This is a genomic window from Terriglobus saanensis SP1PR4 (assembly GCF_000179915.2).
Lineage (GTDB): Bacteria > Acidobacteriota > Terriglobia > Terriglobales > Acidobacteriaceae > Terriglobus > Terriglobus saanensis.
The window spans coordinates 2,085,312-2,100,880 of record NC_014963.1; the positions used below are offsets into that span (position 1 = coordinate 2,085,312).

Consider the following 15,569-nt stretch of genomic DNA (forward strand, 5'->3'; position numbering starts at 1 on the left):
GATCCATGACCAAGGCAAGTCGAGTACTGCTGCTCTGCGGATGCATCACGGCGATGGCGTTCCAAGCACAGGTTCAGGACCAGGTGCCAAGTCCCACGGATCCTGCAGTCCATGCGAAGCTGAATTTGCCGAAGCCTGCGAATCCCGCTCTGCGGACGTTGTTCCTTGTTGGCGACTCCACTGTGCGCAATGGACATGGCGATGGCGCGGGAGGGCAGTGGGGTTGGGGAGAACCGTTGGTCGCTTACTTTGACACGTCGAAGATCAACGTGGTTAACCGCGCTATCGGTGGCCGCAGTAGTCGGACCTATATTACCGAAGGGCACTGGGACGATACGTTGGCCTTGATGAAGAAAGGCGACATCGTCATCCTGCAGTTTGGCCACAACGATGGTGGACCGCTCGACGATATTGCGCGAGCGCGCGGATCGTTGCAGGGCGTGGGCGATGACACAAAAGAGATTGAAAATCCGATTCTGAAGAAGCATGAGATCGTACACAGCTTCGGCTGGTACATGACGAAGTATGTCCAGGATACAAAGGCCAAGGGCGCGACGCCGATTGTCTGCTCGCCTATTCCGCGCAAGATCTGGAAGGATGGCAAAGTAGTGCGCAACGCCGAGAATTACGGTGGATGGGCAGAGCAGGTCGCGGTGAAAGAACATGTAGGCTTTATCGATTTGGATGAGATCATCGGTCGACGCTATGACGCGATGGGTGAGGCCAGCGTGGAGCCTCTCTTTGCCGATCCGCACACACATACCAGCATGGCGGGCGCGGAGATCAATGCGGAGAGTGTGGTGGCCGGGTTGAAGGCCTTAAAGAAAGATCCCCTGGCGAAGGACTTCTCTGCCAAGGGATCATCAGTGCATGCTTACCGCGCGAAGTAGTTACTTCACGGCTTTTTCTATTTCAACACCGAAGACGTACGTCGGTCCAAACATATTGGAACGGAATATGACCATCTTCTGATCGGGTGAGAAGCTTACGTTCGGTTCCAGTTTGTAGTTATGTTTGGACATGTTAACCAGCTTTTCGGCGTGGAAGACACCGGGAGAGATAAAGTCCTTGTCGGCGAGGCCGATGTTCTTCAGCTTCTCGGGGTGAAAGAGGTAGATCCATTCACCGTCAGGCGCCTTGGCGACCTGTCCCGGATCTCCGCCGTCGCCAGTGAACAAGGTTGCGTCGCGGTTGACATTGAAGTGGATCGACCATTCGTTGCGGTCCATGTGATACCAGGTTCGCTCTTCGGTGGTGTGATCGATGGTGGCGAGAAAGAAATCCTGTCCCTTCGGAGTTTGCAGGTCATAGTAGATGTTGCCGTCCGCACCCCAGAACTCGTGCCCTGCGATCTCCATCGCCATGTGCCGTTGGTGCATCAGCTTGTTCGCTGTACCGTCGGTGCGGATGGTCCAGATACGGTCGACGGCCTGCCATGGACCCTCATGGCAGTACATCAGAAGCGTAGGATCGGTTGGCGAGAAGAGCATGTGGCCGATCCAATCGGTGCTATGGAAGAGCGGCTTCACCGCACCGTTGCTGAGGTCCATGGTGTAAACAACGAGAGGAATGCGTGCAGCCAGACGCCGCACCATCATCTCGCCTTTATTGGGGGCCTGATCGAGCGCGTGCATCTGCTCTACCTTAGTAGGAGGCTTGCGCGGACCGCCAGGACCGTTGTTGCCGAACTGTTCTTTAGGGGCTTCCACTTCGTCGTAAGTTCCCGCGGCCTGCGTCTCGTCGGCATTGATGGTGGCGATGCTGCCGCGCGGCGGAACTGTTCCCAGCTTGCGTGTTACACCGGTGTCGAAGTTCGTGACATACAGTGCGTGGTCTTCCGGCTTGATGTAAAAGACGCTGGGCGTCTTGTGGCCTGCCATAATGACGCGGATACTTCCGGTGACAACCGAGCGCGTCTTCAGCGTCTTGAGATCGATCACAGAGACACCGTCCGGCGTCGTGTAGATCATCTCGTGGCCGTCAGGGCTGTAACCGTTCACGTTGAAGTACATACTGGCAGAACCAGGTTCATCTGTGAGTCGAGTTACGCGGTGGCCTGTGTCAGGATCGATCCAAGACTTCGGCGGATTTTTTACGTCGTGATAGGTCTGAGCGGAGAGGTTAAAGACAAAAGCGCAGCCGAGAAGCGAAAGCGCAGCGGCGAATCGAAGCTGAGTGAGAGAAGCGGTTCGCATGAAACTCCTTGAGCTTATGGAGACGCTAACTTCCTCTCGAAAGACGCGGAAAAGATCCATAAAAGCGCACCTAAGCATAACCTACCGAAGTAAGAGATTTCTCAACACCGGCGCGGTGAAAGGCTATCTCGTACTCAAATTTCCAGTGGGGAATTTTGCCCCTAAATGGAGCATCTGGAATATGAAATGGGAGGCAGCGCTAGCGCCCATAGGGAGTCTCCGTAGAGACGAGCGGACTCTGCGGTAAAGAGAATGCCGAGAGGGAATCGGGATGTGTGGGAGTAAAGTTTTCCATGCCTTTGCGAAGGTATGCGGCGAGTGGATTTTTCTGGTCACGCAGGCTCTGAACAATGCAGCGCGCAAGTTCATACGCGCCGTAGGAGTTGAAGTGCGTATCGTCCTTCAACTCTTCCGTTTGTCCGGGAAACGTGTTGGCTGGGTAATGAACGAAGGCGTGGAGTGTACCGGCGTCTCCCAAAGCCTCATATAGCGTCTTGCTCATGGCATTCAGATCGACGAGAGCAGCGTGTTCTTCGGCGGCGACTTCGCGGGCGGTCGCCGGATAGTCACCAAGCGTCTGCGTGATATGTCCTGCTGCATCGAAGGTGCGACGATTCATAGACGTGACGAGAATGGGGGTGGCCCCGTGAGCGCGTGCCTGGGTGATGTAGCTCTTGAGAAGGTCTTTGTATTCTGTTGCGGCGGGAACGTACCCTTTGCCTGGCTTCTGATCGTTGTGCGCAAACTGGACGAACAAATAGTCGCCTGGTTGGATCGTGGACATGATCTTCGCAAGGCGACGTTCGCCAACAAAGCTGCGGATGGTTTCGCCTGACTCAGCATGGTTTGCGATGGAGATAGCGGGGCTAAAGAAGAGGGGAAGCATCTGTCCCCATGCGGCCCACGGTTCTTTATCCTGATCCACGACGGTGGAGTCACCTGCAAGATAGATGGTTGGGACTTTGCTCACTGGCTCAATCGTGATGGAGCGCACCGAGGGATGATCACCGTTAAACTCCAGAGTCAGTTTGTTGTCCCAATCCAGAGCGCCGATCTCGCGCGGCTTCAGCTTGACTTGCTCCGCTGTTGTGCTTTCCGAATGGATCGTCGATGTCCTCACGTTCACGATGAAAGTTTCAGTGTGCGATCCGCTTGCAGGGATTGGTTGGTTCATCAGGAGAAGGCGGCGTGACTCGGCTCGAACGGTCATTGTGGCAGGAGCGTCGCCGCCGAGGACCAACGTGACGCGGTAGTTGCCGTCTGGCCCGGAGGCAGAAAAGAAGAAGGGCTTATCGCTGGCGCAGGAGCCGTTACTGAAGCTGGATGGGGCCGTATGGAGGTCGAACCCATCCGCATCTGTGGTAAAGAGGCTGGAGGCCGAGAGTTGCACGACGCCTGCCTTAGGCTTGCCACTGCTGCAGGTGTACCGCGAAATCTTTTGTGCCGGAGCTAGGATGGGTAGAAGAAAAGTAAATGCGACGGCGCATGAGAAGAACGAAAGATATCGGCGAGAAAGATTCCGAAAACGATTCATTGTGGCGAGCTTCCTTTGTAATCCGGCGCTAAAAAGCTGGCTCTACTAGACAGCTGGAGACTCTCATCATAGGTCACTGCGGCCCTTCATGTCGGTGAAAGAAGTCATCCGTCCGATGCCTTGGTTTTTTCGTTTGAGAAAGAATTTCTCATAGGCATAATCCCCGGAGGAGATTTTTCCATGGCAATTGGTTTGCTTGCATGGGGAAGGTTCGAAACTGGAAGCGCTGCGGGGACACGTGTCACCGTTCCTGCACCTCCAACACACCCCTGGCTGGCCGACTTCCTCCACGCGCAGGCCACGTCTTTGGGACGATCTTTCGATTTCGTACAGTGGCCGCCATGGTCCAAGGCAGAAGGTGGCGCCGCACCGACATCTGACGGTTATGGTGTGTTCGATCGGCGCGATCTCGGCACGAAACCGCAGCAAGGTTCCACGCCCACCCGCTATGGACCGTTGGAGTCGACGCTCGCTGCCATAGCCGCATTGAATGCGCATGGTTGCCAGTCTATCGGCGACCTTGTCTTGCATCAGATGAGCGGAGAGAACGGTGGCCCCGGCGTCTTCCGTTATCTGGGAGCGGATGGAAAGACCCTGAACGGACGCGGAGCCACCACTGCGGGATGGTTTCGTGGACGAACGGCGCAACGCAAATCCGGGGATGGTGAATGGGAATGGGTCGACCCGGTTCCGCCATTTCGTCCTCAGGATGATGTACCAGTGCCTGCAGATGATTCTCCCTTTGGGCGAGAACTCTGTTATCAGAATGGAGTTCCCACCGGGGCAGCCGAAGCCGATGCCAAAGATTATGTGCGATGGCTGTACGCTCGCACTGGCGCGGCGATGTTTCGTTTCGACGATACCAAGGGAACCTACGCTCCTTCGGTGCGTCGGATTATGGACGCAATTCCGAATGTGCCTTTCTACAGCGAATATTTTGACGGCAATCCTGCCAATCTCGATTGGTGGGCGACCTCTGCGCCCATGTCCGGCCGATCTGCTGTGGCGGACTTTACATTGCACTGGCGGATTCAAGCAGCATGCAACGGATTCGATGCCAGACAACTCACGCTCGGAGGTGCTGGCTACTTCGAACGTAATCCCAGTCTTGCTGTAGGCTTCGTCGACAATCCAGATACGGATACATCGGATGGCCAGCAGGTGGTCTGCAATAAAGGTCTCGCCTATGCGTATCTACTTATGCTGCCGCTACGTCTGGCACTGGTTTATGGCAAAGATTATTTTCCGAACTCTATTTGGCCGGGGGCCTACGGGCTAAAGCCCGCGATCGATAATCTCTGTTGGATCTCGCGGATGTTTGCCTTTGGAAACTACCAGGTCCGCTGGGTAGATCGTGACGTGTTTGCAGCTACGCGTGATGGAAATGGTGGTGCGACGGGATGGTCGGGAGGCCTGCTCACAGCACTGAACTTCAACACTTTGTCGTCTCGCACGATCACCTGTGACACGACCTTTGGCGCGAACCGATGGCTGCACGACTACTCCGGTCATCATTCCGATATCTGGACAGACTGGCAAGGGCGAGCGACATTCACGCTCCCCAGCAATGCCTACGCGCGGGGAGAGTCTTACGTATGCTTTGCACCCGGCGGCGTGAATCAGCCCGTTACGAGTACTTCGCGTTCCACGACACAGACGTTTGAGGCGGATGCTACGCTCGACGTGATGCCTGCCATGAATGGAGTGCATCCACTTCCGCAACACATTTACTGCGCTTCCGGAACGCGCATCTCGATCAACCTTTCGGCGGTTCTGGCAGCGAACGAATCGCTCACCGCCAAGGTCAATACCTCGAATAACACGACCATTACATGGAAGCGCATTGGAGTCTATCCAGGAAGCGCCTCCGGCCGAACGCGCTCTGCCGGATGGCACACAATCTCTGTTGAGGGTCTCTCGCTCCCGGCGAGTGGCAGGAATTACAAACTAACGGTTACCTATACCGGATCGGAGACACAATGAATCGTCGCAGGTTCTTACAACTTACCGCAGCTATCACTGTGACACGATCTCTTCCAACATGCGCGCAGCAGGCAGGAACGGTAGCACCCATTCTTACCCGTGGCTACGACAATGCTCGGTCGGGCGCGAATCTTCACGAGACGGTTCTGACGCGTGCGTCGGTAGCCCAGAGCGGAATCCGAAAATTGTTCACTATCCCGGTTTGGGGAGATGCGCGAGGGACAGAGTGTCAGCCATTGTTATTGCCGCAGGTTCGTATCGCCGCAGACAACTCCGTGCATGACGTTTTGCTTTTGCCGAATATGGCGAACAACGTTCGCGCTGTGGATGCCGCAACCGGCGCGGCCATTTGGGACCTGTTCCTCGGTCGACCAGTGGATGGTTCTGGCGCAATTGACATGCATCTGATCAACCAGCATTGGGGTGTACTCTCCACGGGCGTAATCGATCCGGAGACGAAGCGGCTTTATTGTGTGCCCTGGATCTCAGCGGACGGTACGCCACAACAGGCAGTGCATTTCATGGCCGTGATAGATATCGCCAAGGGCCAGCTTGTTTGTCCGCTGGTGACGTTGGCTGGTCTTAAGGATGGCACCCAAACCTATTCCTCCTCCATGCGCAAGCAGAGATCGTCTCTGGTCCTGACGAACGTGGGAGGCCGCAAGACAGTGTTCTTCGCTTCAGGCACTGTGCTCGAAACAACGAATGGAGCCTCTGGCTATGTGTTTGCCTTCGACTGTGGCAGCAACCAATTTACGGCGACTCTTGCCACTTCGCAAGGACGTGGTGCCGGCATCTGGATGGGTGGGCAGGGGCTGGCTGCGGACGCATCCGGCTTCCTCTATGCTGCAACGGGCAACGGGTCGTTCAACGGTACGAATGACTTTGGCGAGGCAGTGATCAAGATTCAGTATCAGCCGCCTGCAGGCACTGCGAAAGGATGGATGAAGGTCGCCGATTGGTGGAGTCCTTACTCCGATGCAGGAAGAACAGGACAAAACCCCCAGTTGTCTTCGCCCACAGTCGTCCCTTCGAATAAGATGTCCGGGATGAGCGCGCCTTCGGCAGAGATGGCAACGCCGGTGGGCGGTGGGATGGCGATGCCGCTCAAGGGTGCTCACGTGGTCAAGACCACAGATGAGCAAGGGCGGGCCGTGCAGCTGGTCTATCCCAAAGACGCTAGGCAAAATGCGGCGTGGAGCGATGAAGACTTTGGCTCCGCAGGTGGAACATTGATTGAGGACTATCACGTCTATCTTGCTGGCGGAAAAGATGGCATCACCTACCCCGTGCGCACGACGGCGATGGGGAAGACAAAACCTGCGGACTTTGCGAACACCAAGGCGAACTGCGCAAAGCTCGCTGCCCCTGCTGTTTGGGCTACTGCTTCTCCTGGAAGAAACATCGATTCATGCCCGAAAGACGTCACGGACCTGAACTTCTTTCCGAACGGTCGAACAAGACATATGCATTCGACGCCTGTACAGTACTGGCACCCGACCCTGGGTCTCATCCTTTTCGTCGGCGGTGAGAATAGTGCGGTGCATGCCTGGGAAATGAGTTCGAGCGGAAAGATGACTTACCTGGCGGAAGGCGCAGAACTGGCGTCAGAAAATGTTACGAACTCCCCGGGCGGAATGGCCGGAAGCTTCATGACTCTTTCCAGCAACAACAACCAGAAGGGAACAGCGCTTCTATGGTGCCTGCAGCCATGGGGAGATGCCAACAGCACCGTCACTGCCGGCCGCCTTATTGTCTATGATCCAGATCCTCTCAACTATGTCACCTTGCCAAACGGATCGAAGCGAATTCCTTCTCTGTGGAGATCGCAGGATTGGAATATTAACTTCACCGATCCTAAGTTTAATGTTCCTGTCGTCAGCGGCGGCAAAGTGTATGTGCCTAACTATTCCGGCTCTGTTGACGTCTATGGAGAGTAAGTACTGAATCCAGTTCAGCACATTACAAGTAGCTTTATGCCGACTTTCATTGCTTATCGCGTTGATGACCTTATGACGCTGCCGTGACAAGCTCATGACAAGTCGGCCTTTGCATGCACCTAAGCTCGGCCTAGATCGAATCAGGAAGTCCTCGCTCGCGCGATTGCTTCCCACTTCCAATCGATCCTGGAGCCAGCATGTACCCCCGTATGTTATTAGTCCCATCCCTGCGCGCGATGCTCTTTGCCTCTTGCATTGGCCTGTCTTCGTTTGTGGCTGCCGCACAAACCCAAAGTACCTATTTGCAGACCAATTTGATCTCGGATGGTTTTGTTCCCGCCGCACACATTGACTCAAATCTTAAGAATCCCTGGGGCCTTTCGATTGGGCAGGACTTCTGGACCGATTCTCCCGGTTCGGGTCTTTCGATCGTCACGGATGCGACGGGCACCCCCAGCTTCGATGTGACGGTTCCAGCAGCCTCTGGAACTGGCCCGGGTACTCCTGCAGGCACGGTCTTCAATAGCGATACAACTGCTTTCACCATTCCACTCAAAGGATCCGCAACCTTTCTCTTCGGTACGTTGGACGGCACCATCGCAGCCTGGAATGCAAGTACACCTACAGCCGTCACCGTCGTGAATAACTCAGCGGCAAAAGCCGTTTACACCGACATCGTGGTTGATAAAAATGCGACCGGCACTTTTCTTCTGGCGGCCAATTTCTCTCTTGGCACGGTCGACGTATTTGACACCAACTTCGCCGCTGCACATCTGACAGGTGCTTTCGCAGATCCAGATATCCCTGCGGGCTACGCTCCTTTCGGCATCCATAGCATCGGATCCAATGTATATGTCACCTATGCTCAAGTAGATCCGACGAGCGGACGTGAGGTAGTTGGAGCTGGTCTTGGCTATGTCAATGTTTTCGATAACAACGGTAATCTCCTCAAGCGTGCCATCTCGCAGGGCAACCTGAATGCTCCCTGGGGTATGGCCCTCGCGCCATCGGGCTTTGGCAGCTTTGGCGGAGATCTTCTGATCGGCAACTTCGGTGATGGCATCATTAACGTTTACGATCCGAATAGCTTTGCGTTGCTTGGTCAGTTGACGGACGCCAGCGGCAATCCTATCGCGAACACAGGCCTCTGGGAGATCGTCTTTGGTACCGGTACGAACGGTGCTGGCGACCCGAACACTTTGTATCTTGCTGCGGGCATCAATGGCGAGCAAGACGGGGTAGTGGCAACCATCACAGTTGTCCCGCCAAGTGCCGGATCGGGAGACTTCTCAATACAGCCCTCCACAAATGCGATCACGGTTACGACGGGCCAAAATGCGAGCATTTCGCTCGCGCTCACCGGGACGAATGGGTTCACCGGTCCTGTGGCGTTTTCGTGCACAGGTCTTCCTTCGGGCTCTTCCTGCGTATTCAATCCCACGACGGTAACGCTTTCCGGAACGGCAGCCACTACGGTTTCGGTCTCGATCGGTACACAGGCAGCGGCCCCCGCTGCTCCCGTCAGCCCATACATGGCGAAAGCCTTGGACTGGGGTTTGACAGGAATCGGGCTTGCATTTCTGCCCCTCGGTTTGCTTGCTTTCTCGCGAGTGCGCCGGCGTGCCTCTTTGCTTCGCGGAACAGTTTTCTTGTTCGCCTTGAGTCTTGCGGCGTTGGCCTTCACGGGTTGCAGCGGCTCGACGCCGTCCGCCCCAGTTTCGCCGGTGGCTCCAGTCGCACCCACAACTCCTCCCGCTTCAGTTACTTCTCAGGTCGTAATCACTGCCACCGCTGGCGCCATTACGCACACAACCACAGTTGCTCTTACGGTGCAGTAAACGTACCCATACGTTCGCCTAAGTCAGCCGAGGCTTGGTCTGTTCAATGGACGAACAGACCAAGCCTCAACTTTTGTTATTTGCGTTCAGTTATGTCTACTGAATTTCGACACCGTTGATCAAGGGTTGATCTCTGGTGCCATCGGTCAGGGTGATAACAATCTGGCCCAGACCATTTGCGGTTGCGTTGAACTGTTGAATGTTTGCGGTCCTGAAGGCTCCGGCAGTGGCGACCACGTCGAAGTTATGCAGCACCTGCGTGCCATTGATCGCTACGTTGAAGATGCGGCTTCCCGCAGTGCTGAAGTAGAGTTCGGCAAAGTGGAGACGCACGATGTGGGCGGAATTTGGAGTGAAGCCAGGAATCGTGTAGTTGAACTGGCCTTGGCGTTGACTCTGATAGACAGCCACTGGTGCGGGGTTGCTCACATTTGTGATGTTGATCGGCTGAGTGGTCGTGAAGGTAGAACCGTTGGAGAAATCTGTATCCGCCACGAACGGCGTGGCTCCTCCGCCTCCTGAATCGATGGCAACCGTGAGTGGTCCGGCAGAACAGGCCGCGGTGCCGACGAAAGACGCGAAGTCTTTGGGTGAAGCTCCTGTTGGTGTAGCCCCACCCTGACCATTAATCACGTTATTGATACCGCCGGATCCGTTCAACTTCACCGTAACCATATCCGTGAAATGCATGCCTGTGCTGTTGGGGGTAGAGATAGCGTTGTCCTGGAAGATCGCCACGCCCTGATTGAAGAAGGAATAGATGCCGAGACCGTATGCTGTGTGGTTGCACACCGCAGAAGTCACTTCGTAGGAGGGATAACCATTCATCGAACCATCCATCCATGCGCCCTGACTGGGTACATCGTATGGATCTTCGCTTTGGTAGAAGATGGTTTCTCCGTTATTTCCATTCCACTGGACCTGGCTTTGTTGATAGTGCTCTACAGCAAGTCCAAGGGCGGTGACGTTATCGCCGTTAACGACCAGACCGTGAGCCGCAGGGTTGGTGGTCCATCCAACGCCGGTCCCGTGATCGGCGCGCCATGCCCAGATATTGTCGAGGATGATGTTATTGCTGTCGACTTCCAGACTGGTGGTAGCAGAGCCAGCGGTGGCTCCTCCAATACGGAAGAACACATCGCTGATGGAGGTGGGATTGTTTGCGTGATTGGCGCGGGTTGTATTCGGGACTCCGACCTGAAGAAGAACCGCAGAGTTAGTTGGGCCAGCATCAATGAGTAGTCCGGCGAGTTGAACGCCTCCCACATCAGCTACCGTCATCGCTGCGTTCCCGTTCTGCGGAACGAGCGTAGGGTAGCCAAGACCCAGAACGACCGTGTTAGCCGCGGTCACGTTGATCGGAGCGGTCAGACTGTAGATGCCGGGTGTCAGAATGAGATTCTTGCCGGAAGCAAGAGCTGTATTGATCTGCGCAACAGTATTGGACGGTGTGGCAATGAAGAATGTGCTGATGGACAGTGAAGTGCCTACACCCAGACCTCCGCTGGTCCATGTGACACCAGAGGAAGCAGTTTGCAGTGCCGGAGAAAAAACGGAATAGTTTCCAGTGCTGTCGATGTAAAGGTAAGGTTTTTCGCGGCTAACAGGCGTTGTCGCGAGCGTCGTGATATTCGGGAAGTTCTGTGCTGGTGCGCCCGTGACCCCGGAAAAGACATAGTTCCAGACTGGCGTGGTGGAGCTGCCAATCACGCTATTGCGGGTGTACCACTGCTGTTGAGAGCACATGTTTTCGTTCGTATCGATTACGGAATCGGAGATGAAGCCTCCGCTCGCAAAGTGACAACTGCCGTCGGTCAGTTCCAAAGAACCAGCGACGTGCATGCGGCGGAAAGCTGCTCCCTGTGCGACAGCCCAGCGTTCCGTGCCGCCAGTTGGAACAGGGATCTTAAGGTTCTCTATTGAGCGCCAAAAGTTGGTCGTGACATTCCCACTACTATCGCCTACGTCGATATAGAGACCGCCGCCGCTCAGAACTGTGGCATCCGGCGTGGTGCCGAGGCCTGCGACGGAAAGATAGAACCCCACCTGATGACTCACCCCGGTGTACTGGCCAGGTTTGAAGAGTACGGCGTAGCGGTTAGTGCTGAATTGGGCCTGACTGACCGACGGATTTGAGATGGCATCGAGCGTGGTATTGATGGTGGCGCCAGGGACACTCGGGTCGAAGACGTAAACGTTAGGCCCAAAGATGGAAGCGTTGAACTGTGCGAAGGACGGGGTTGCAGCCGAAAAGATCATGCCGAGAACGGCAAGGATCAGCGGAAGCTTTCCGATGGGGAAAGCGCGTTTGTTGTAGAGGTACATGGAAACTCCTTGAATCGGGGTTGAACCGTCGTGAATGGTAGGTTCAGACCTGAGGAGTAAGTAAGCGAAGTTTGATCCTGGTCTCTTCGTCGCGCTGGTGTGTCTATTCACTCAGAGGAGCTGAAGCCCCAGCTAAGTCAACGTGTGAAGAGAAGGACAATTGCCATGGGGTTCATCTGCGATGGAAGAAGCCCATACGAACGATTTACTTTCATTCGTCGGTCACCCAATCTACAGGACAAATTCAAGGTTAGGCATTCCATAAGACAGCACAAATTTGATGTCGTGAACGATGAACCGCAATGGGCTGGGAAAGTTACGATAGAAGTTCCAAAACGGGATGTTAACGCATTTTTTGTCCCTGCATACGGAAGCGTTCATTGATTGAACGTATCGGAAAAACTTGCATTGAAACTGAAATTATTTGGCCAAAAGGAAACGGCGAACTTAGAGTTCGCCGTTTCCTTTGACTACGTAAAAAATATCTGAGCTAGTAATTCCGACGATGATGGTGACGGGCATACGCGCGCTGCCGTTCACGGCGATGACGTCGCTTGGCGTTTTCATTGCCAATAATTGCACCACCGCCTGCGCCAATCGCACCGCCGATAAGTGCTCCCTTGCCGCCACCTGCAAGGGCGCCGATTCCAGCTCCTGCACCACCACCGATTAGAGCACCTTTGCCAGCGCCAATTTGGGCTGAAGCCACTGGCGCAAAGGGCAACATCGTTCCTACCAGTAGTGCGGTCGTAGTCAAAATCCTGCGAATCGTCATGCTATTTCTCCCTGTACCGGATCGAGTAGGTACATCCACCGCTTCTTAAGCAGATGTCAGAAGATACGGATGCGGTCTATCGCAGTAGGTTTGCTTCGCTACGAAAGATTGCAGGCCCGACGCACGTTACCTCCCGCTAAGAGGTAGATAGGGAAGCACTAAGGAAAATATCGCAAAGTAGGGGCCTTGTCGGCTTAGTGCGACAAGGCATTCGAAAAATTGTGGATATACTCCGCTTGTCAAACGTCAGGCAGGTTACCTGAAGCTCAAAATATGCGAGTTTCTGTCCAGATTTGGAAGCGAATTGAACTGATACGTGTTGAGCCTTCGGGAGAGAAACATTATGAACTGCTACATGATGTCATTCCGCATGAACCGTGGCTGCAAAAGAACGGTCCTAACGATACTGCTTGCTCTTCTTTTCAATCTGATGCCGTCGGCCAAGGCACAGATAGCGGATTCTGCCCTGAAGCAGATCCAAGAGATCGGTGCGCTCAAGCGGAGCTTTACGTCTGCCGAGCGCAAGATGTCTTTCAACCTCGTGCTCATTTCGAGAGCTGCGCGAAATGAACTTCCAGAAGACCTCAAGGGGCTCATCGATACGAAGACCTTCGACAGCTCGGGCAAGACGATTGTTGAGGTCGAAGGCTACATGACTCCCTCTCTTCTCTCAAACTCCGCCATGGCAGGAGTCGACAAGATTGACGGCCAGGTGCCCCAGGCGAACATCGCCTCTGGCAGAATCCGCGCACGCGTGTTGTCTAGTCAGCTGCTTCAATTAGCCGGCCAACGGGATGTTGTCTCTCTTCATGAGCCCGAACGATACACCACCAATGTGGGTTCGCTCACATCCCAGGGGTACGTCTCTCACGGGGCAAACAAAGCAATCGCATTAGGAGTCACCGGGGCGGGCGTTCGAGTAGGAGTCCTCTCGGACAGTGCGAGCGCCGCAGGCGTCAGCGCTTTGATCGCCAGTGGCGATCTTCCTGCAGACACCACTGTTCTTCCAGGTCAGCAGGGCAGCGGCGAAGATGAAGGAACGGCCATGATGGAAATCGTTCACGACATGGCTCCCGACGCAAAACTCTTCTTCGCCACTGCCGATCCGTCTCAGGCGCAGTTCGCCGCGAATATCCGGAGTCTCCGCTTTACGTATCACTGCGACATCATTGTGGATGACGTGACTTACTTCGCTGAAGGCGCTTTTCAGGATGGCACCGTAGCGCAAGCCGTCAACGACGTCACTACGGACGGCGCACTGTATTTTTCCGCTGCGGCTAACTCCGGCAACCTGACCTCGGGCACCTCCGGAACCTGGGAGGGAGATTTTCTGGCGGGACCGCCCGGAAGCGGCGCGCTTACCGGCGCAGGAACGCTCCATAACTTCCAGACTGGTGGGAGCCCCATCTACTACGATGCGCTCACGGCGGTTTCGACTTTCATCAGTTTGAAGTGGTCAGATCCTTTGGGCGGCTCCGCCAACGATTACGATCTATATCTTCTCAACGCGGCAGGCACCAGCGTCGTGGCCGCTTCAGCCGCTTCGCAAACCGGCACTCAGGATCCACTCGAGGCAATCTCTGGTAATTTCACCGCCGGAGAGCGCATCGTGGTGATCCTCTTTGACGGAGTCCAGCGAGCTCTACGAGTGGATACCAACCGCGGAGTCGTTGCTATCCAAACCGATGGCTCGACGTACGGTCATAACGCGGCGGCCAATACGATTACCATGGCGGCGACCTATTGGAATAGCGCTCATACCGGCCCCAAACTCTTCGTCGGCGGAAGCGCGAATCCCATCGAGACGTTCAGTTCGGATGGGCCACGCAAAATCTTTTACACGCCTGCAGGTGCAGCTATTACAGCGGGCAACTTTCTCTTCTCCACAAATGGTGGGACAACGTTGCAAAAACCGGATGCTACAGCCGCCGACGGCGTCACCGTGAAGACGCCGGGCTTCAATCCGTTCTACGGAACCTCCGCTGCAGCACCTCATGCTGCCGGCATTGCCGCCCTGGTCAAATCGGCGAATCTGAACCTGACGAATCTTCAGATACGCCAGATTCTTACCAGTACCACGTTAGATAACATGGCAGCCGGAGTTGATCGAGACAGCGGATACGGAATTCTCATGGCCCTACCCGCCGTGCAGGCCGCTCAGGCAATCCATTAGCCCGACCGCAACAAAGACCTCGACCCGAAATGCGACTTGTTCCTCATTTACTTATCGTAACCAAGGAGAAATCCGATGAAGCGTCCTTATCTCGTCCTCTCTGCCTGCTTTGTTTTGCTTCTCACCTTGAGTGCCGGGGCAGAGAGCATTAGCTCTTTCACGACATCCGTCACAAGCGCAGATTCTACCCAGCTTGGACGGCCTTCTCGCAACGGCATTCCCCAGGACTGGACAGGCACCGAGACTTACCCCGGTGTTATCAATCCGACCATTACCTATTACTTTCAGGCGATCTCCTTCTCGACATCGCTTTTTACCGGAGCGCCGGACGTTGAAATCACGTCCTTCGATCCCAACGGCAGCACTAATACCTTTATCTCGGCCTACGCGGGCAGCTATGACCCCAACAATCGCACCGCCAACTGGCTTGGAGACGGTGGTTTCAGCGGGAACGTACAAACAGGCACCGGAGGAGATTTCCAGGTGATTCTACCCGTGGGGATGGATCTTATCCTCGTGATCAACTCCACTCTTGGTGGCACGGCTGGTCTGAATTCGCCCATCCAGATCAATGTTGATGCTTTCGCCGACACAATGTATGACGATCCGGTAACTACAGTCACCCCGGAACCCGCCACCTTACTCACTCTCGGCACCGGCCTATTCGCTCTTGCAGCGGTCGCTCGTCGCAGATTGCGGTTCGGGATTTAATTAATCGGCAGTTTGGTTTGCTGACCTTGCTTGGTGATTCGAGTGCTGGCTCTGATTACAGGAGGCGAAGGTTTCGCCTTCTGCCAACTTCCTCA

General features: G+C 55.1%; 10 protein-coding genes. 6 read left to right on the forward strand and 4 right to left on the reverse strand.

The window, feature by feature from the left end; translation table 11 throughout:
• Positions 1-5 precede the first annotated feature (5 nt).
• The gene (locus ACIPR4_RS08530; RefSeq protein WP_013568256.1) at positions 6-890 is read left to right on the forward strand and encodes a rhamnogalacturonan acetylesterase; all 885 of its coding nucleotides are present in this window, start codon (positions 6-8) and stop codon (positions 888-890) included.
• Here ACIPR4_RS08530 and ACIPR4_RS08535 read toward each other — a convergent pair whose 3' ends face one another.
• Entirely contained in the window at positions 891-2,195 is a 1,305-nt protein-coding gene (locus tag ACIPR4_RS08535) for an oligogalacturonate lyase family protein (RefSeq protein ID WP_013568257.1), read from the reverse strand.
• A 199-nt stretch (positions 2,196-2,394) separates the two neighbouring features.
• Positions 2,395-3,729, reverse strand: coding sequence for a rhamnogalacturonan acetylesterase (locus ACIPR4_RS08540; protein WP_013568258.1), 1,335 nt, complete (start codon positions 3,727-3,729; stop codon positions 2,395-2,397).
• A 180-nt stretch (positions 3,730-3,909) separates the two neighbouring features.
• Here ACIPR4_RS08540 and ACIPR4_RS08545 point away from each other — a divergent pair, with 180 nt between their 5' ends.
• The 3 genes from ACIPR4_RS08545 (at position 3,910) to ACIPR4_RS08555 (ending at position 9,490) form a co-directional block, all read left to right on the forward strand.
• Positions 3,910-5,712, forward strand: a complete 1,803-nt coding sequence (locus tag ACIPR4_RS08545) for an alpha-amylase family protein (protein WP_013568259.1) — start codon at positions 3,910-3,912, stop codon at positions 5,710-5,712.
• Entirely contained in the window at positions 5,709-7,652 is a 1,944-nt protein-coding gene (locus tag ACIPR4_RS08550) for a hypothetical protein (protein ID WP_013568260.1), read from the forward strand. Before ACIPR4_RS08545 ends, ACIPR4_RS08550 begins: the two co-directional genes overlap by 4 nt.
• Positions 7,653-7,849: 197 nt before the next feature.
• Positions 7,850-9,490 carry a TIGR03118 family protein gene (locus ACIPR4_RS08555; protein ID WP_013568261.1) on the forward strand — a complete coding sequence of 547 codons (1,641 nt, stop codon included), beginning with the start codon at positions 7,850-7,852 and terminating at the stop codon, positions 9,488-9,490.
• Between the two features lie 96 nt (positions 9,491-9,586).
• Here the strand turns inward: ACIPR4_RS08555 and ACIPR4_RS08560 are convergent, their stop codons facing one another.
• Both ACIPR4_RS08560 and ACIPR4_RS22105 read right to left on the reverse strand, forming a co-directional pair.
• Positions 9,587-11,815 carry a malectin domain-containing carbohydrate-binding protein gene (locus tag ACIPR4_RS08560; protein WP_013568262.1) on the reverse strand — a complete coding sequence of 743 codons (2,229 nt, stop codon included), beginning with the start codon at positions 11,813-11,815 and terminating at the stop codon, positions 9,587-9,589.
• A gap of 490 nt (positions 11,816-12,305) precedes the next feature.
• Entirely contained in the window at positions 12,306-12,590 is a 285-nt protein-coding gene (locus ACIPR4_RS22105) for a glycine zipper domain-containing protein (RefSeq protein ID WP_013568263.1), read from the reverse strand.
• Between the two features lie 355 nt (positions 12,591-12,945).
• Between ACIPR4_RS22105 and ACIPR4_RS08570 the strand changes: the two genes are divergently transcribed.
• Together ACIPR4_RS08570 and ACIPR4_RS08575 are read left to right on the forward strand one after the other, a co-directional pair.
• The gene (locus tag ACIPR4_RS08570) at positions 12,946-14,763 is read left to right on the forward strand and encodes a S8 family peptidase (protein ID WP_187290269.1); all 1,818 of its coding nucleotides are present in this window, start codon (positions 12,946-12,948) and stop codon (positions 14,761-14,763) included.
• A 75-nt stretch (positions 14,764-14,838) separates the two neighbouring features.
• Positions 14,839-15,474, forward strand: coding sequence for a PEP-CTERM sorting domain-containing protein (locus ACIPR4_RS08575; protein WP_013568265.1), 636 nt, complete (start codon positions 14,839-14,841; stop codon positions 15,472-15,474).
• The last annotated feature ends 95 nt before the right edge of the window (positions 15,475-15,569 follow it).